The sequence below is a fragment of the Nonomuraea sp. NPDC050022 genome (genome assembly GCF_044460705.1).
GTDB lineage: Bacteria > Actinomycetota > Actinomycetes > Streptosporangiales > Streptosporangiaceae > Nonomuraea.
In genome coordinates, this window is sequence record NZ_JBITKE010000002.1 from 645,791 (window position 1) to 662,327 (window position 16,537).

The 16,537-nt window shown below is 69.2% G+C and carries 17 protein-coding genes; 5 read left to right on the forward strand and 12 right to left on the reverse strand.

Translation table 11 applies throughout. The annotated features are described in order from the left end of the window. Positions 1–2 precede the first annotated feature (2 nt). From ACIBO2_RS09555 to ACIBO2_RS09580, 6 genes are all read right to left on the reverse strand, one after another. Complete coding sequence (locus ACIBO2_RS09555; protein WP_358190028.1) at positions 3–896, reverse strand: carbohydrate ABC transporter permease; 894 nt, start codon at positions 894–896, stop codon at positions 3–5. Continuing rightward, positions 893–1,798 carry a sugar ABC transporter permease gene (locus ACIBO2_RS09560; RefSeq protein ID WP_358552646.1) on the reverse strand — a complete coding sequence of 302 codons (906 nt, stop codon included), beginning with the start codon at positions 1,796–1,798 and terminating at the stop codon, positions 893–895. Before ACIBO2_RS09560 ends, ACIBO2_RS09555 begins: the two co-directional genes overlap by 4 nt. A gap of 2 nt (positions 1,799–1,800) precedes the next feature. Beyond that, positions 1,801–3,129, reverse strand: coding sequence for an extracellular solute-binding protein (locus ACIBO2_RS09565; RefSeq protein ID WP_358552644.1), 1,329 nt, complete (start codon positions 3,127–3,129; stop codon positions 1,801–1,803). Positions 3,130–3,139: 10 nt separating this feature from the next. Beyond that, a complete protein-coding gene (locus ACIBO2_RS09570; protein ID WP_358552642.1) occupies positions 3,140–4,444 on the reverse strand; it encodes a hypothetical protein in 1,305 nt (434 codons plus the stop codon). A 294-nt stretch (positions 4,445–4,738) separates the two neighbouring features. Then, positions 4,739–5,773 carry a phosphotransferase family protein gene (locus tag ACIBO2_RS09575; protein WP_397296234.1) on the reverse strand — a complete coding sequence of 345 codons (1,035 nt, stop codon included), beginning with the start codon at positions 5,771–5,773 and terminating at the stop codon, positions 4,739–4,741. A 52-nt stretch (positions 5,774–5,825) separates the two neighbouring features. After that, a complete protein-coding gene (locus tag ACIBO2_RS09580; RefSeq protein WP_358552639.1) occupies positions 5,826–7,019 on the reverse strand; it encodes an acyl-CoA dehydrogenase family protein in 1,194 nt (397 codons plus the stop codon). Positions 7,020–7,119: 100 nt separating this feature from the next. Between ACIBO2_RS09580 and ACIBO2_RS09585 the strand changes: the two genes are divergently transcribed. The 5 genes from ACIBO2_RS09585 (at position 7,120) to ACIBO2_RS09605 (ending at position 11,160) form a co-directional block, all read left to right on the forward strand. After that, positions 7,120–7,707: a TetR/AcrR family transcriptional regulator gene (locus ACIBO2_RS09585; RefSeq protein ID WP_358552637.1), complete on the forward strand. Its 588-nt coding sequence runs from the start codon at positions 7,120–7,122 to the stop codon at positions 7,705–7,707. A 71-nt stretch (positions 7,708–7,778) separates the two neighbouring features. Beyond that, positions 7,779–9,161, forward strand: coding sequence for an FAD-binding protein (locus ACIBO2_RS09590; protein WP_397296236.1), 1,383 nt, complete (start codon positions 7,779–7,781; stop codon positions 9,159–9,161). Between the two features lie 32 nt (positions 9,162–9,193). After that, the gene (locus ACIBO2_RS09595) at positions 9,194–9,577 is read left to right on the forward strand and encodes a hypothetical protein (protein ID WP_358552633.1); all 384 of its coding nucleotides are present in this window, start codon (positions 9,194–9,196) and stop codon (positions 9,575–9,577) included. Next, positions 9,574–10,365, forward strand: coding sequence for an SDR family NAD(P)-dependent oxidoreductase (locus ACIBO2_RS09600; RefSeq protein WP_358552631.1), 792 nt, complete (start codon positions 9,574–9,576; stop codon positions 10,363–10,365). Before ACIBO2_RS09595 ends, ACIBO2_RS09600 begins: the two co-directional genes overlap by 4 nt. 36 nt (positions 10,366–10,401) lie before the next feature. After that, the gene (locus tag ACIBO2_RS09605; RefSeq protein WP_358552629.1) at positions 10,402–11,160 is read left to right on the forward strand and encodes an SDR family NAD(P)-dependent oxidoreductase; all 759 of its coding nucleotides are present in this window, start codon (positions 10,402–10,404) and stop codon (positions 11,158–11,160) included. A gap of 64 nt (positions 11,161–11,224) precedes the next feature. On the opposite strand, the gene ACIBO2_RS09610 is transcribed toward ACIBO2_RS09605, so the two are convergent. The 6 genes from ACIBO2_RS09610 to ACIBO2_RS09635 form a co-directional block, all read right to left on the reverse strand. Continuing rightward, positions 11,225–12,265 (reverse strand): MBL fold metallo-hydrolase, encoded by a 1,041-nt coding sequence (locus ACIBO2_RS09610; protein ID WP_397296239.1) that lies wholly within the window; start codon positions 12,263–12,265, stop codon positions 11,225–11,227. After that, positions 12,262–13,743, reverse strand: a complete 1,482-nt coding sequence (locus ACIBO2_RS09615; protein WP_397296241.1) for a class I adenylate-forming enzyme family protein — start codon at positions 13,741–13,743, stop codon at positions 12,262–12,264. Before ACIBO2_RS09615 ends, ACIBO2_RS09610 begins: the two co-directional genes overlap by 4 nt. Before the next feature lie 28 nt (positions 13,744–13,771). After that, positions 13,772–14,092 (reverse strand): EthD family reductase, encoded by a 321-nt coding sequence (locus ACIBO2_RS09620; protein ID WP_358552623.1) that lies wholly within the window; start codon positions 14,090–14,092, stop codon positions 13,772–13,774. Between the two features lies 1 nt (position 14,093). Further along, on the reverse strand, positions 14,094–14,465 hold the full coding sequence (locus tag ACIBO2_RS09625; protein ID WP_397296243.1) for a hypothetical protein: 372 nt from the start codon (positions 14,463–14,465) through the stop codon (positions 14,094–14,096). Between the two features lie 19 nt (positions 14,466–14,484). Continuing rightward, on the reverse strand, positions 14,485–15,669 hold the full coding sequence (locus tag ACIBO2_RS09630; protein WP_358552619.1) for an ABC transporter substrate-binding protein: 1,185 nt from the start codon (positions 15,667–15,669) through the stop codon (positions 14,485–14,487). A 177-nt stretch (positions 15,670–15,846) separates the two neighbouring features. After that, positions 15,847–16,473 carry a TetR/AcrR family transcriptional regulator gene (locus ACIBO2_RS09635; RefSeq protein ID WP_358552617.1) on the reverse strand — a complete coding sequence of 209 codons (627 nt, stop codon included), beginning with the start codon at positions 16,471–16,473 and terminating at the stop codon, positions 15,847–15,849. Between the last annotated feature and the right edge of the window lie 64 nt (positions 16,474–16,537).

Below are 16,537 nucleotides of genomic sequence, written 5' to 3' on the forward strand. Positions count from 1 at the left end.
TGTCAGCCCTTCACGGATCCGGCGGCCATGCCCTGGACCAGCTTGCGCTGGAAGAGCAGGGCCAGTGCCAGGGGTGGGACGACCGCGAGCACGCCGGCCGCGGCCATCACGGTGAACTGGGTGTTGAAGTCGGTGGCGAAGTTCGCCGCCACCACCGGGATCGTCTTCGCCGCCTTCGTGCTGGTCAGGAACAACGCGAACATGAACTCGTTCCACGCGGTCATGAACGCGAACACCGCGGCCGCGACCAGCCCCGGCGCCGCGACCGGCAGGAACACCGACCACATGGTCCGGAACCAGCCGCACCGATCCACCCGGGCCGCCTCCTCCAGCTCGCGCGGCACCGAGCGGAAGAAGTCCTTCAGGATCCAGATCGTGATCGGCAGCGCGAACGTCGTGTACGAAAGGATCAGCGCCAGGTAGGTGTCCAGCAGCCCGAACGTCCGCATCAGCAGGTAGAACGGGATGATGATCGCGATCCCCGGCACCATCCGGGTGAGCAGGTAGAGCATGAGCAGCACCTGGCTGCCACGGAACTTCAACCGCGAGAACGAGTACGCCGCGAACGTGGCCAGCGCGAGATTCAGGATCGCCGTCGAGGTGGCGACGATCAGGCTGTTGCGCAAGGAGTACGGCGTCTCGTCGATCGCCCGGCCGCCGACGAGTTGCTGGGCCTCACTCGGATGAATGAAACCGAGATAGTTCTCCAGCGTCGGGCGGGCCGGAATCCAGTGCGGCGGAACGGAGATCGCGTCCACCTCGTGCATGAAGCTCATCGCGACGATCCAGTAGAACGGCAACACCAGATACAGCGCGAACACGACCGCCAGCACGTACAGGACGATCTTCTTCCAGGGGATCCGGTAGCGCAGGGGAACCTTCACCACGGTGCTCATACCTCGAAGTTCCCCTTCCGGTAGAGCAGGCCGATGTAGGCGACCGAGATCAGCAGGGTGATCGCGGTGATCACCCAGGCGTAGGCGCTGCCCAGGCCGAAGTCGGTGAAGGTCAGGACGGTCTGCACGTTGAGCAGGGCGATGGTGGTGGTCGCGTCACCCGGTCCGCCGCCGGTCAGTACGTAGATGGTGTCGAAGGCACGGAAGGCGTTCATCGTCTCGAGGATCAGCACGATCAGCAGCGGGTGCAGCAACCACGGCAACGTCACCTGGACGAACCGCTGCACCGCACCCGCTCGGTCGACGGTGGCGGCGTCGTACAGCTCTGAAGGGATCGTCGACAATCCGGCGAGCAGAATGATGACCGAGAACGGGAGCGTGTTCCACACCTGGGCCAGCGCGGTGAACAGGAACGCGCCGGTCGCGGACGTCAGCCAGGCGTGATAGTCGTCGATCAGTCCGAGCTGCGTCAGCAGCCCGTTCAGGGCGCCGGTCTTCGCGTCGAAGATGGTCCGCCACATCAGGCCGTTCACCACCCCCGGCATCGCCCAGGGCAACAAGGCCAGGCTGAGCAGCAGACCGCGGCCGCGGAACCGCTCGTTCAGCACCAGCGCCAGGATCAGCGCGAGTACGACGGTCAGCCCGAGCACCACGACGACGAACAGGGCCGACACCTTCAGCGCGGACAGGAAAGCCTGATCGCTGAGCAGGTCCTGGTAGTTGTCGAAGCCGATGAAACTCTTCGCCCGCGGGCGCTTCAGGTTGTTGCGTTGCAGGCTGACCCAGAACGAGTACGCGATCGGGTAGGCGACCAGCAGGGCGATCACGATCATGGCCGGCGCGTTCAGCGCCCAGGCCTTGGCATTGTCGCCCAGCGGCCGGCGTTCGGCTTGGACGGCCATCCTCAGCTGTACTTCTTCTTCAGCGTGGCAGCGGACTGCGCCAAGCTCGCCACCGCCGCGGCCGGCTGCGTCTGATTGCTCAGCACGCCCTGAACGACCTTGTGCATCTCGGTTTCGAACTCGGTGTACCACGGCACGCCGAGCACGTTGCGCGGCTTGGCGATCTCGCCCAGGTGGGCGTAGATCGCCGGGTCGGCGAACTTCTTCAGCGACGCGGTGATCTCCGGGTCGGTCGCCATCGACCGGTAGGCGAACCCGAGACCACGCTGCAGGAACCAGAACTTCGCGGTGTGAGGCTGCTTGTTCGCGTCGAGTCCGCCCAGGTAGGTGAGCAGCTTGAACGCGTTGTCCTTCACCTCGGTGTCCTTGGCCAGCGCATAGAGCCGGGTGTTGCTGACCGTCCCGTGCACCTGACCGTCGAGGCTCGGGATCAGCGCCATCCGGATCTTGCCCGCGGCCTTGGACTTGGTCGCGTCGTTGTAGTCGCGGCTGGCGTACCGCGCGCCGATCGTGTACGCGTACCGGTTCGCCTTCATCGCGTTGTCGATCGGGACCGCCAGCAGTTGCAGGCAGGCCGGGTCGATCACCTTCGACTTGTTCGCCGCCTGCTGCAGCCAGGCGAAGACGTCCTTCACCACCGTGTCGGTGGTGTTCATGATCGGCGCCTGCTGGTCGTCGAACATGTTGCCGCCGCTGCCGAAGACCAGCGCCCACACCCAGGACCACCAGGTGTCGGACAGTTGCGCCGGTACGCCGATCGGGTACTTCAGGAGGCCGGCGTTCTTGATCTTGACCGCCTGCGCTTCCAGTTCCTCCAGGCTGGCAGGGGGTTTCGTGATCCCGGCCTTGGCGAGGATGTCGGCGTTGTAGGTCAGGCAGTTGGAGTCGGTGTAGTACGGCAGGCCGTAGCGCTTGCCCTGGTACGTCATCGCGGAGGCGTTGCCCGGGTAGATCGCGGCGTACACTTCGTCGACGCCGGCCATGCCGTCGAGCGGCTGCAGGTAGTCCCCCTCGACCCAGCCCGCGAGGGAATCGTCGTACACGTAAAGGGCGTCCGGGCCGCCGCCGCCGGTGAACTCGGCGACTACTTTCTGAACGTACTGCGCACTCGTGACCGGGGTGTAGTTGACCTTGATGTTGGTGGTCTTGGTGAAGTTGTCGAGGTTCTGCTGGACGAGCGCGGCCTCGTAGTCCCAGCCCTCGAACTTCACGCTGCCGTCGCCGGAGCCCGCGGACTTGTCGTTGGAGCAGGCGGACAGCAGGGGCGATGCGGCGGGCAGGGCCAGCCCGAGACCCGCGTACTTCAGAATCTGGCGGCGGTTGAGCTCCATGGTTGTCCCTTCAACGCGATGAGCGCAGTAACGCTTGGGCGATGCGTAGCCGGTACAGACGCGTCGGGCGTCCTTTCGGATGGCGCTGAGCAGTGCCTTCGACGCTCACCAGGCCCCCAGCGTCAAGTGTGCGGATCAGCCGGCGGCCGCTCTGGTCCGTGATGCCGAGATGGTCGGCGAGCTCACCGGGCGAGACCGCGCGACCTTCCAGTTCGTGCTCCAGTGCCGCCAGGCGGGAGACGGTCGCGGCGCTGAGGCCGACGGACTTCGCGAGCTGTTCGACGTCGTCGCCGTGCTCGCGGTAGGAGTAGCTGAGCGCCACCCGGACCGGACCCATCGGGCCGATGATCACGCCGCTGTCCTCGATCAGGTAGGCGCATGGCTCACTCTCCCGCTCGGCCCGGGCGGCCGCTTGTTCGGCCAGAGCCACACAGCCGCGGGCGGACGCGCCGACGCCGAACCCGGCCGAGACCTGCGCACCGAGCGCCGCGGCCGCCTCGGCGAGCGCGGGTACGGCGACCCAGTTGCGGGTGATGCGCTCGAACAAGGCCTTGTGGGCGAAGACGACGACACCGCGCCGGCCGCGGTCCTCGATCCACGCGCCGGCGAACTCGGGGGTGTTGAGCAACAGATTCATCAGGCCGATCCGGGCCCGTTCCTCGTCCTGCGAATGCGAGATCAGGAAGACTCCGGCGGCGAAGCGTTGTGCGCTGGCTCGCTCGGACTCGATCCGGAGCGCGAGCTCGTGCAACTCGGTCCGGATCGTCGCCGGCACCGGCATACCGCTCATGATCGGAATCTCGCCGGACAGTCGCTCGCGGACGGCGGCGCGGACGCTGATCACGTAGCTGCGCTCGCCGAAGCGGTGGTAGGCGGAACGGTGGAACTCGACGATGTCCTCCACGGATTGCGTGGGGGCGTACGGCAGGCAGTCGATGGCGTCGGCGTCGAGCTCGAGCGCGAGGGCGACCGCCTCGACCGCCTCGGCGGGAAAGGTGTCGATGCTGACCGGGGTGCGACCCCAGCCACGCTCCTGGGCGCGATAGAGCGCGAGGGTCAGGTCGAGCGCCGACGAGCGGATCACGCCGACCGGGAGGCCGGGTGGGAGGAGTTCGCGGCTGGCCGTGTACGGGACCGGGCCGGCCAGGAAGCCGTCGAGCCGGGTCGTGCTCAGGAACTCGGCGACCTTGGCGCGGATCTCGTCCTCGTGGTCGTAGCTGACCCACTCCAGGTCGACTCCACCGAGCGTGTTCGCGGCTTCCCGGAACAACTCCCCGTGCATGGAGTGGGTCACCACTCCGATCACCATCGCCACGACACCCCTTTACGAACTAGGTTCGTAAATGACTCGTAATTCCGATTCTGACCAAACTCTCCCCTCCCGGGGGTCCAGGTCAAGGGATCAGTCAAAAGAAATCCCCCGGCGACAAGCCAGTCGCCGGGGCCGATGGTGTACCGAAGGTGCGCCTCTCAACGCAACGGACTACGCCGTCATGCGGGTGCGACCCAGGAGTTGGGGATCTCCTCCGGACCGTGATCAATCTGGTCCTGCCCAGGAACATGGGCCCGACGACCACTGGCCGGCCAGCTCCCGGCGTTCCTTGCTCCTTCAGGCAGGCTTCGCCAGGGCATGCAGACCGGCGGCGGCCAGCGGCGCGACCGCCTGACCGACGGATTCGAACCCCGATCCCCGCGTCATGCCCTGCTGGAAGCGGGTGTGGATCCCTTCGGCGATCACTGCGATCTTGAAGTAGCCGAGGCCGAGATAGAAGTCGAGCCGGCCGAGGTCGCGGCCACTGATCGTGGCGTATCGCTGGGCGAGTTCGGCCGGCGGGGGCAGGCGGTCGCTGGTGGAGGCCGCTGAGCCGCCGATGACGGGGGCGAACGCCGGATCCGCGTACACCAGGTGCAGTCCCAGGTCGGCCAGCGGGTCGCCGAGCGTGGCCATCTCCCAGTCCACCACCGCCCGCACCTGGGCGGGATCGTGCCGGTCGAGGATGGCATTGTCGATGCGATAGTCGCCGTGGACGATCGAGGTACCGCTCTCCTCGGGACACGCCTCGGCCAGCCGCGCGTGCAGCCGCTCGATGTCGGCCAGGGGGCGGGTCCGGACCCGTTGCCACTGGTCGTGCCAGCGCCGCACCTGCCTGGCGAGGTAGCCGTGGGGACGGCCGAACGTCCCCAGCCCGACGGCATCGGCATCGACCGCGTGCAGGCGGGCCAGCACCTCGAGCAGGCTGTACGCGCAACGGGCGATATCGCCCTTGGACAGCGTGAGCAACTGGTCCGTGGTCCGGATCACGGCCCCTTCGACGTGCTCGACCACGGAGAAGGGCACGCCCAGCACCTCGGCGCCGGCCAGGGCGACCGCGCGTGCGACCGGGACCTGGCTGTCGGCAAGGGCCTCGACGACCCGGTACTCGCGGCCCATGTCGTGTGCCGACGGGGTGAGGCCGCCCAGCGGCGGACGGCGCAGCACCCACTTGTGCCGGCCGTCGCCGAGCAGGTACGTCAGGTTCGACCGCCCGCCATGGAGCAACTCGGCGCTGAGGCGACCGGCGAAGCCGGGCACGCGCTCGGCGAAGAACCTTTCGAGCGCGGGAAGATCCAGGCCGTCGAGCGCGGACCGGTCAGTGTCCGTCATCGCGCCGCCTCCGCGTCACGCCGGTCATCGCGCCACCTCCACGTCACGCCGGTCATCGCGCCGTCGCCGCGTCGTGGCGGCGCAGGACGCGCCTGGCGATGGCCCAGCGGTGGGTCTCCGACGACCCGTCATAGATCCTGAACGGGCGCACCTCCCGCAGGTAGCGGCTCAGCAGAACGTCGCCCGAGACGCCGAGGGCGCCGCAGATCTGCACGGCACGATCGACGACGCGCCAGATCGCCTCCGCGCAGAAGGTCTTGGCGACAGCGGTGGACTGTGCCGCGCTGTCGCCTTGATCGAGCTCCCAGCACGCCCGCAGGATGAGGCCGCGGGACGCGGCGATGTCGATCTCGTTGTCGGCGATCATCTGCTGGACCATGCCGAGCTCGCCAAGCCGCGACCCGAACAGCCGCCGCTCCGCGGCCCGCGCCACCGCGATGTCCTGCGCCCGTCGCGCGATACCCAGCCAGCGCATGCAGTGCGTCATGCGGGCCGGGCCGAGCCTGACCTGGGCGTAGCGGAACCCCTCGTCGACCTCGCCGAGTATCGCCTCCTCCCCCACCACGCAGTCGTCGAAGACCAGCTCGACGTGACCTCCGTACAGGCTCTCGTCGAGGGTGTCGATGTGCCGGACCGTCTTCATGCCGGGGTTGTCGCCGTTGACCAGGAACATCGTCGCGCCGCCCGCTTCGCCCGGCTGCCCGGAGGTCCTGGCCATGCAGATCGCGAAGGCCGCCCCGTCCGCACCGGTGATGAACCACTTGTGGCCGTCGATACGCCATCCGTCAGCCGTTCGCGTGGCACGCGTGGTGAGGGCGCTCGGGTCCGAGCCCGCGCCCGGGGCGGGCTCGGTCATCGCGAAGCACGAGCGGACCTCGCCCGCGGCGAGTGGCCGCAGGTAACGTTCCTTCTGCTCGTCAGTGGCGATGGCCTCGAGCATGTGCATGTTTCCCTCGTCGGGCGCCGCGATGTTCAGCGCGAGCGGTCCGAGCAGGGAGTAGCCGGCCTCCTCGAACACGGCGGCCCGGCCGCGCATGTCGAGCCCGAGCCCGCCGTACTCCCGCGCGACGTGCGGGGCGAAGACACCGGCCTCCTTCGCGGCCTGCTGCAGCGTCCTGCGGACCTCCTCCGACCGCGCGAGGCCGTGTTGTGCCTCCTCGACGGGAATCACCGCCTCGCGGATGAACGTCGCGGTGCGCCGGGCGACGTCGGCGACATCTGGATCGGGGGCGAGGTCGACGGCCATGGGGTCTCCCATCTGGCTAATGAGCGTTAGCCGAACCGTAGCCTCCGGCGGTGGCAATGCGCCATCATTGCAGCTAATTGATGTTAGCCGAGGAGTCGATGTGGATCGGGTCGAGCACATTCGTTCGGTCGCGCTGGAGCTGTTCGCCGGGAAGGGGTACGAGGCCACCACGATGGCCGACATCGGTGAAGCGGTGGGAATGCGCGCGCCCAGCCTGTACAAGCACGTCGCCTCCAAGCAGGAGTTGCTCGCCCAGATCATGGAGGCGACGATGCGCGAACTGCTCGCCGCCAACCGCGCGGCGGTCGCGACCACTACCGACCCCGTCGAGCGCCTGCGGCGGGCGACCGAGGCTCACGTCCGCTATCACGCCCGGCACCGGCTTGAGGCGTTCGTCGGCAACCGGGAGATCCGCAGTCTCACCGAACCGCATCGCGGCCGTGTGCTGGAGCTGCGCGCCGAGTACGAGAGCCGGTTTCGTGATCTCGTACAGGCGGGATCGCGACAGGGGGTTTTCGCCGTGGCATCGGCGCGGTTGGCGTCGTACGCGATCCTCGACCTCGGCATGGGCCTGGCGGCCTGGTATCGCGAAGACGGCGAGCACGGCGAGGACGCCGTCGTGTGGCAGTACAGCGAGTTCGCGCTGCGCCTCGTCGGCGCCAGAGGACCAGCACTTGAATTGAATTGAGTTTGGTCTAAAGTGGCACGCGGGACGCCCGCAGGCCCGCTGATCAGCGGGTACCGATGGAGGAGAGTCGCGTGCGCGCAGAAGCGGAAGCCGTCGATCTGCTGACCATCGGCGCCGGCATGGCTGGGCTGACGGCTGGTGCGCGAGCCGTGCGCGACGGTCTGTCGGTGTTGATCGTCGAGATCGGCGGCGACGTCGGCGGATCGGCGCGCTTCGCCGGCTACGCGTGGACCGCTCCCAGCCACGAGATCATGGATCAGCACAATCCGCGCGGAGAGGCCGCGCTGAAACGCGCCCTGGTGGACCGGTTCGCCGACGGCGTCTCATGGATCCGCTCCATCGGCGTCGAGGCCGGGGACGAGCAGGGAATTCTCAGTTTCGGCCGCGGGCATCGGTTCGACACCAACCATTACCTCGACACCTGCCGCCGGCTCATCCTCCAAGGCGGCGGCGAGCTGCTGCTCGACACCGGCACCGAACGTCTGGTGACGGAGAACGGAGTCGTGGCCGGGGCGGAGCTGAGGTCGGCCGACGGCACGCGTAGAACGGTGCGGGCTCGCTCGACGCTCATCGCGACCGGCGGATTCCAGGGCGACCTCGCACTCCGTACCGCCCACGTGCACCCGCGGGCCGACCGTATGGAGCTGCGCTCGAATCCGCACAGCCGTGGTGGCGGCTACCGCCTGGCCACCCAGGTGGGCGCGGCCACCGGTCACGAGGACGCCGGCTTCTACGGTCACCTCATCCCCAGCGGCATCTCCTTCGCCGATCCGGCGGACTTCGTCGACCTGTCGCTGTACTACAGCGAGCACGCGCTCCTGTTCAACCTGAACAACGAACGGTTCACGGACGAGACGCTGGGCGATCACCTCACCACCATGGCGTTGCTGGAGCAGCCCGGAAGCCGCGGGCTGCTCGTCGCCGACGCCCGGGTGTTCAGTGACTGGATCGTCGGCTCCTATGTCGAGGGCGCCGTCGCCGTCGACAAGTTCGCCCTGGCGAGCAGGCGAGGCGGTCGCGTCGGGCTCGCCCAGGACCTGGACGAGCTGGCCTTCCTGCCCGAGGAATGGGGCTATCACGGCAAGGCCGTCCGCGACGGCGTCGAGCTCTTCAACCAGCGCGCCTCGGCGGGGCTCGACCTGCGGCCCGGCCGCGAGCTGGACCGGCTGCCGCTCGACGAGCCGCCGTATTACGTCATCGAGGCGGTGCCGGCCATCACGTTCCCGTTCCACGGCGTGCGCGTCGACGACCGCGCCCGCGTCCTGGGCGAGGACGGCGAACCGATCGGCGGGCTGCTCGCGGCGGGGTCGGACGTCGGCGGTCTGTGGAACCGGGCGTACGCGGGCGGCATCGCCGCGGCTCTCGTCTTCGGTCTGACCGCCGCCGACACGGCCACCGAGACAACCGGCGAAACCGCCTCCGGTACGGCCACCAACACCACCGCCGACGCCTAGAAGACGCCAGGAAGACGCCTAGAAGGAGCCCCATGACCACCGACACCCCCCTGCTCGACGCGTGGTTCGCCACGATGGACTCCGACGAGCCCGAACGCGTGCTCACGAAGATCACTGACGACTTCGAGATGTCCGTGGTGTTCTCCAAGGGCGGCGGGCAGACCGCCGAGTTCCGTGGCGACCGTGAGGGCCTGGTCGGCTATCTCGCGCAGCGCGAGAAGAACGCGCTGGTCCATCACCTGGTCCGGGCCACGGCCGTCGGCGACGTCGAGCTGGGGTTGGGGACGGTGACGCGGGACGGACGGTTCGAGGCGTCGTTCAACGTGACCGCGCTCGTGGACCCCGCCTCCGGCAGGTGCCGTCGGCTGCTGATCTGTCGTACGCCGGAAATCGCCTTTCCCTTGAGCGACCAGTGAGTGACTCGGCCAGGTTCGAGGGGGCGGTCGCGCTGGTCACCGGAGGCGGGTCCGGGATAGGCGCCGCGGTCGTGCGGCAGCTCGATCGCGAGCGGTGCGCCGCGGTCTACGTGGCCGACATCAACGAGGTCGGAGCGCGTACGGTGGCCGCGACGACCAGGTCCGGCCGCCCGGCCGCCCTGGACGTCACCGTCGCCGCCGACGTGGAGGCGCAGGTCGAACGGATCGTCGCGGCACACGGCCGGCTGGACGTCGTCGTGAACACCGCGGGGGTCGACGATCCACGCGCCAAGGAGCGGATCCTGGCCGCCCAGCAGTCAGGCGAGCCCCTTGACGTGTTCCGGCACCTGGAGGACGAACAGTGGCGCCGGGTCATGGCGATCAATCTCGACGGGTCGTTCCATGTCCTGCGGGCGGCGGTACGGGCGATGATCCCGGCCGGTCGCGGCGCCGTCGTCATGGTGGGGTCGTCGGCGGCCTTCGACACGCTGGCGGGCTACGCCCACTACGCCGCGTCCAAGGCGGGCGTGCACGCGCTCGCGCAGTCGGTGGCCAAGGAGGCGGCGGCGTTCGGCGTACGGGTCAATGTCGTCGCGCCGGGTCCCGTGGACACCCCCATGGCGGCTCGCACCCCGGCGGCCGTCCGGCAGGCACTGGCGGCCTCCGGGCCGATCGGGTACGCCTCACCCGAGGAACTGGCGGACAACATCCTGTACCTCGCCTCCCCCGCCGCGTCGAACGTGGTGGGCGCCGTACTGCTCAGCAACGGCGGCCGGTTCACGGTCTGAGGCAGTTGCGCATTGAGATCGACAGAGGAGATCGCCGTGAAAGCTCGACTGTCCGGCCGCGTGGCCCTGGTGACCGGCGCGACCGGCGGGATCGGGGAGGCCGTCGTCCGGCGCTTCGCCGAGGAGGACGCGACGGTCGTGATCACCGACGTGGACGCGGAACGCTGTGCGGAGGCCGCCGAACAGCTCACCAAGGCTGGTAAGCGGGCCATCGGCCTCGGCCTCGACGTCACCGACGAGGGTGTCTGGGAAGCGGTCGTGAACGAGGTGGCCGAACGGCTCGGCGGCATCTCCGTGCTGGTCAACAACGCCGGCATCGCCAAGATGACGGATGTGGAGACGGAGACGCTGGAGACGTGGGAAGCCGTCGTCGCGGTCACCCAGCGCGGGGTCTGGCTCGGGATGAAGCACGCCGGCCCGGTGATCGAGCGTTCCGGCGGGGGGTCGATCGTCAACGTCTCGTCGATCTTCGGCACTGTCGGCGGATTCGGCGGCCAGTTCTCCTACCACGCCGCCAAGGGCGCGGTCCGGCTGATGACCAAGAACGCGGCGCTGCACTGGGCTAAGCGTGGGGTCAGGGTCAACTCGCTGCATCCGGGATTCATCGAGACCCCGCTGTCACGCAAGCTCTGGCGGGGTACTCCCAGGCTCGACCTGATGCTCGACAACACGCCGATGGGGCGGCTGGGCCGTACCGACGAGGTGGCGAACGCCGCGCTCTTCCTGGCCGGCGACGAGTCGAGCTTCGTCACCGGCTCCGAGCTGTACGTCGACGGCGGCTACACCGCCCGCTGAGCTCCGGGACCGCACAGCAGCGCAACACCCGCGATGTCCCGGGACCGCACGGCGGCGCGGTCGATCACTCCGCGCCGCCGTCCACGCGCGTGTACTCGCTCACGCCGCCATCGACCGTGACAATCACCTGTCCGCGCGCCGCGAGAACGTCGAGGTGCGCGGCCGTCTCGTTGACCGCGAGCATCTGGTTGAAGTCGTCCAGGCTCGCGAACGGCGTCTCGCGCCGGGTCCAGGTCAGCCGCCGCGCGACGGCGTAGGCGTCCAGGGTCCGGCCGCCAAGGGCCCGCAGCGCCTGCGCCAGCCGTACATCGTGGTGGGTCAGCAGTTCGGCGACGCGAGCGTGCGCGCTCCCGGTGACCGGGCCGTGCGCGGGCAGCAGTCGCGCGTCGGGGAAGCAGGTCATCAGCCGTAGCGAGGCGAGATAGTCCGCCAGCGGAAACCCTGGGTCGCCGAGCTCGAAGCCGATGGACGGCGTGATGTGCGGCAGCACGTGGTCACCGGAGAACAGCAGGCCGGCCGCCTCATCCAGGTACACCACGTGCCCTCTGGTGTGGCCGGGCGTGGGGATGACGCGCAGGCTCCTGCGGCCGAGGTCGAGGAGGCCCGCGCCGATCCAGCCGTCCGGCGCCTCCCAGTCGCTTTCGGTGAAGCGGCCGAAGTCCAGGCGGGAGAGCCGGTCGGCGAGGTCGCCCGCGCCGCCGTGGCGGAGCACTTCCAGGGAGGTGACCGGCACGTTGCTGCGCACCTCGCCCAGCGCGTCCAGGCCGGGTCGCTCGCCGGCGCCGAGATACACCCGCGACCCCAGGAGCCGGCGCAACGCCACCGCCTGCGTGTAGTGGTCGCGATGGATGTGGGTGACGAAGATCTTCGTGATCCGGCCGAGGTCGTGGCCCAGCGACGCCATGGCCTGTTCAAGGACCCGACGGGACTGGGGCAGCGCCCAGCCGCCGTCGATCATGACGATGCCGTCGTCCTCTTCGAGCAGGTAGACGTTGACGGCGCGCAGACCGTCTCCGGGGAGCGGCAGCGGGACGCGGTGCACGCCGGGCCGGATCGTCTCCGCTCCGGCCTCGGCCCACTGGCCGCTCCGGGCCGGCGCCGTCACGCCTCCGCCTTGCCCGCCGGGCTGGGCAGGCGGGCGAGCAGGTCACGCGCCAAGTCGCGGGCGCCTGCCCGGGAGATCTTGCCGACCGTGGTCTGCGGCAGCGCGTCGACGGCGAACACCAGCTCGGGCCACTTGGTCTTGGAGAGTCCGACGCTCCGCAGATGCCGGGTGATCTCGTCGAGCCCGATCCCGCCTCCGTCAGTGAGGGTCACCAGCGCGGCCACCCGTTCGCCGAGGATCTCGTCGGGGACCGGCACCACGCAGACCTGCCAAACGCCGGGATGGGTCGCGACGGCGCGCTCCACTTCGGTGACGTCGATGTTGCGGCCGCCACGGATGATCACGTCCTTCTCGCGGCCCATGACGCTGACGGTCCCGTCGTCGTTGGCCATCATGAGGTCACCGGTGGGGAAGAACCCGTCCGCGGTGAGCGCCGGGGGCTCCGGCCTGCCCTCGTGCGCGTACCCGAGGAACAGCGACGGCCCGCGCACCTGGGCCCGGCCGACCTCGCCCCGTGACACCTGGCGACCGTCGGGGCCGACCATCCGCAGCTCGGTGCCGGGGAACGGGCGCCCGTCACGGCCGAGCCGGATCTCCACCGGTTCGTCCGGCGACGGCGAGGTGTGGCCCAGGCACTCCGACATCCCGAACACCCGCAGGATCCTGGTGCCCAGCGACTCCTCGGCACGGGCGAGGGCCCCGACGTCCATCGGACCGCCGCCGACAGTCATCGAACGCACGCCCTGGAGCGCCCGCGAACCGGCGGCGGTGGCGCCGAGCTGGAGTGCCATGGTCGGCACGCACATGGTCCACCGCGCCCGCGTCGCGGCCATCCGGGTCAGCACCGCGGCGGGGTCCCACTTGCTCCACAACACCAGCGGGCCCGCCAGCGTCAAAGCCATGAAGACGCCGAAGCAGTACGCCGCGGTCGACGACAGCGGTACGAGCGCCGCGACCGCGTCCCCTTGGCGCAGGCCGTTGACGGCGATGGTGCGCGAGCAGGCGTAGCGCAGGGCGTCCTCGGACTGGACCACTCCCTTGGGCCGCCCCGTCGAGCCGGAGGTCAGCCCGATCAGCGAGCCACCGGACCACCGCGAGACGTCCCGCGGCCCGTCGCCCGACCACACCCCCCAGCCGTCCCAGCCGCCCCCGGCCGCGTGCACGGACCACTCCGCGAGAGCGGACGGTTCGGCCACCACGGCGTCGGGCCGGATGTCCTCGAAGGCCGCGGCGAACTCGGCGGCGGTCGTGTGGCGATTGACCACCGCCAGCACGCCACCGTTCATCCCCACGGCCAGGCTCGCCGCGACGGTCCGCCAGGAGTTGTCGGCCTGCAGGAGGACGGTCCCGGCGCCGCCGCCCAGGGGTTCGGCGAGCCGCGCGGCGCGGGCGAGCAGCTCCCGCGCCGTGTGCTCGCCCGAGTCGTCGATGACGGCGACGAAGTCCGACTCCTCGGCCCGACGCCGGAACTCACTCACCAGGTGCCGCATACGGCCCCCTCCACCCTCAGCTCGTGAACATCTCCAGCTCGGTCCCCATCACCGCGATCCGGCGGCCCCTCATGTCGCCGACCTGGGCGACCGCCGCCGCCCACTCGGGGCTGTCCAGAGCCTTCCGGAGATCTTCCGGGCTGTCGAAGCTCAGCACCGACATCCCGTCCCAGCCTTCGGACCGGCTTTCCAGCGCCGCCTCTATCTCGGTGTGCCGCCATGCCCGCAGACCCGGCAGCCGACGGGTGAGCTCCGCGTGCTCACCCCGCCACCAGGCGATGAACCGGTCGTGGGTCCACTCCGGCGGTCGCGCGGCCAGAAGCACGAGGTTGTACATGTCATCCCTCCGATCCGGGCGCCGCCGGCCAGTCCAGCAGCTCGAACGAGGTCGTGAAGAACGACTGGTAGCGCAGCATCCGCCCGTTGGCCGACACCACGGCGGCGGAGTGGAATGCCCCGGTGGGCCTGCCGGACTCGGTCACCACCCCGTAAACCATCTCAACATTCCCATCGACCGCCGAACACAGGACGTTGTGCACTCGTTCGACCGCTTCGCGGCCGGTGATGTACCGGGCGAAGTCCTCCCTGGACTGCCCGCTCACCTGCCCGCCGGGAAGGGCGAGCAGGAAACGGAAGTCCGGCTCCACGTACTCGAGCGCCTTCTCCGGGTTCTGGCCGTCCATGCGGGCCATGTACTCAAGCAGCACCATATGTACATCCTTCCTGGTGTCAGCGGTCCGGCGGGGTGAAGAAGTCGCCCTCGGAGACGAACTGGCCGCCCTTCACGACCACTTTCTGCACCGCGCGGGTGCCCAGGTGGTTGGCCGCGCTGAAGTTCATGACGGGCGCGACACCGGGGTCGATGTTGCCCGCCTTCTCGTAGGCCGCGACGAGCGACTGCGAAGTGACCGGACCCTGGATGGTCTGCGCGATCTGGACGAACACCTTGGCGGCGGTCCACCCCCACAGGGCGATGAAGTCCGCGGGCTGTTTCGGCTCGTACTTGGCCATCGCGTCGCGGAATTCCTTGACGGCCGGATCCTCGTCGCTGGGCACCTTGACCAGTTGCACCGCCTTGAAGCCCTCGGCGGCGTCCCCCGCGAGGGTGAGCGTGGAGGCCGCGGCGGTGGGCGCGTACCCGTACATAGGCACCGACAGGCCCTGCAGCTTGGCCTCCTTGAGGAAGGCCGCGGCCTCCGGCGAGGCGAGGATGACGATCACCGCGTCGGGTTTCTTGGCCTTCACCTGCGTGATCGTCGGGCTCCAGTCGGTGGACTGGAACTTCACCGACAGCAGTTCGGTGGTGCTGCCCGGGCTGACCTTCTGCAGGACGGGCCCCACCTGCTTGGCCACGTTGACGAACGCGGCGGGGTCGCTGTGCACCACCAGCACCTTCTTCGCGCCGTCCTCCCCTGCCCAGGCCGCCAGGGCCGCCGCCTGGTCCTCATAGAGGGTCTGGGTGCCGAACAGGCCGGGACGCGGCGGCGTGTACCAGGTGGCGGCCCCGCCCAGCTCGTTGAGGATCGGCACCTTCGACTGCTGCAGGACGAACGGGAAGCTCGCCTCGCCCTGCGCGGTGCCGTTGGCGGCGACGATGGCCACGACCTTGTCCTGGCCGATCAGTTCCCGGGCGATCTGGACGGTCTGCTGCGGGTCGAAGGCGTTGTCCTTGACGATCCAGTTGATCTTGCGGCCGTTGACGCCGCCCTTGTCGTTGATCATCTTGAAGTACGCGTCGGCGCCCGCGCGCTGCGGGACGCCGGAGGCCGCCACGGCACCCGTGAGGGGATACCAGGCGCCGATCTTGATCTCTTTGTCGCTCGCGGCGCTGGAGCCGCCCCCGCCGCAGGCGCCCACGGCAAGGACGAGGGCCGCGACGCAGGTGGTGAGAAGGTGTGTGGAACGGAGGCGCATGACGTTCTCCCACAACTGAGTTCAGTTCAGTTTACGAGACTGTATCGTCGCGCTCACCATGGGGCAATAGCGGAATGCCCGGAAAAGGAAACATCGGGCGCGCGGCTCGCGCCAGGCCCGGAACAGAGCGACCGGCACGACCTTCGGCGCAGGTCGTGCCGGTCATTGCGGCCAGCGCTACGGCGCGACCATCCGCACGCAGCAGTCTTCGGTCAGCTCGCTCACGGAGGACAACGTCACCAGGCCCTTGGGGCGATACCAGCGCCAGACGCTCACGATCATGCCGAGCATGTTCAGGGCCAGCGTGTGCGCGTCACGACGGGCGAAGACCCCCTCAGCCATCCCGCGCTCCAGCAGCTCGGTCCAGGCCGCCTCGATGCCGTGCACGAGTTCGCGGGCCGCGAGCCGCTCGGCCTCTTCCTTCTTGGAGTTGCGGGGCACCGCGAGAATGGCCAGGTTGTTCTGCAGGATCCGCATCTGCAGCACATTCTGCTCGGACACCGCGTACGCCGAGCGCACCGCCGCCCGCAGTGCCTCCATCGGGTCGGGCTGGTCGGCGGTCGCCTTCGTGAACATCTCCAGCGAACGCTGGAGCTCAAGCCGCATGATCGTGAGCAGGCAATGCGCCTTCGACTCGAAGTAGTGATAGAGCGCGGTCTGCCCGATCCCCACCTGATCGGCGACGACCGACCACTTGGTGGCCTCGTAGCCGGTCTTACCGAAGTTCTTGACCGCGGCCGCCAGGATCGCCCGCCGCTTGGAACGGGGGCTTTCGTCCGGCTCGACGATCTTCGCCGCCTTCATCACCGCACCCCCCACTTTTGCGCCTGGAAAACGTCGCGGCCCGGCCGGCCTCTGCCGCCGACCT

Bases quoted from the DNA above. Each gene is read 5' to 3' on its own strand.
- ACIBO2_RS09555 (WP_358190028.1), bottom strand. From the start codon at position 896: ATGAGCACCGTGGTGAAGGTTCCCCTGCGCTACCGGATCCCCTGGAAG.
- ACIBO2_RS09560 (WP_358552646.1), bottom strand. From the start codon at position 1,798: ATGGCCGTCCAAGCCGAACGCCGGCCGCTGGGCGACAATGCCAAGGCC.
- ACIBO2_RS09565 (WP_358552644.1), bottom strand. From the start codon at position 3,129: ATGGAGCTCAACCGCCGCCAGATTCTGAAGTACGCGGGTCTCGGGCTG.
- ACIBO2_RS09575 (WP_397296234.1), bottom strand. From the start codon at position 5,773: ATGACGGACACTGACCGGTCCGCGCTCGACGGCCTGGATCTTCCCGCG.
- ACIBO2_RS09580 (WP_358552639.1), bottom strand. From the start codon at position 7,019: ATGGCCGTCGACCTCGCCCCCGATCCAGATGTCGCCGACGTCGCCCGG.
- ACIBO2_RS09595 (WP_358552633.1), top strand. From the start codon at position 9,194: ATGACCACCGACACCCCCCTGCTCGACGCGTGGTTCGCCACGATGGAC.
- ACIBO2_RS09620 (WP_358552623.1), bottom strand. From the start codon at position 14,092: ATGTACAACCTCGTGCTTCTGGCCGCGCGACCGCCGGAGTGGACCCAC.
- ACIBO2_RS09625 (WP_397296243.1), bottom strand. From the start codon at position 14,465: ATGGTGCTGCTTGAGTACATGGCCCGCATGGACGGCCAGAACCCGGAG.
- ACIBO2_RS09630 (WP_358552619.1), bottom strand. From the start codon at position 15,669: ATGCGCCTCCGTTCCACACACCTTCTCACCACCTGCGTCGCGGCCCTC.
- ACIBO2_RS09635 (WP_358552617.1), bottom strand. From the start codon at position 16,473: ATGAAGGCGGCGAAGATCGTCGAGCCGGACGAAAGCCCCCGTTCCAAG.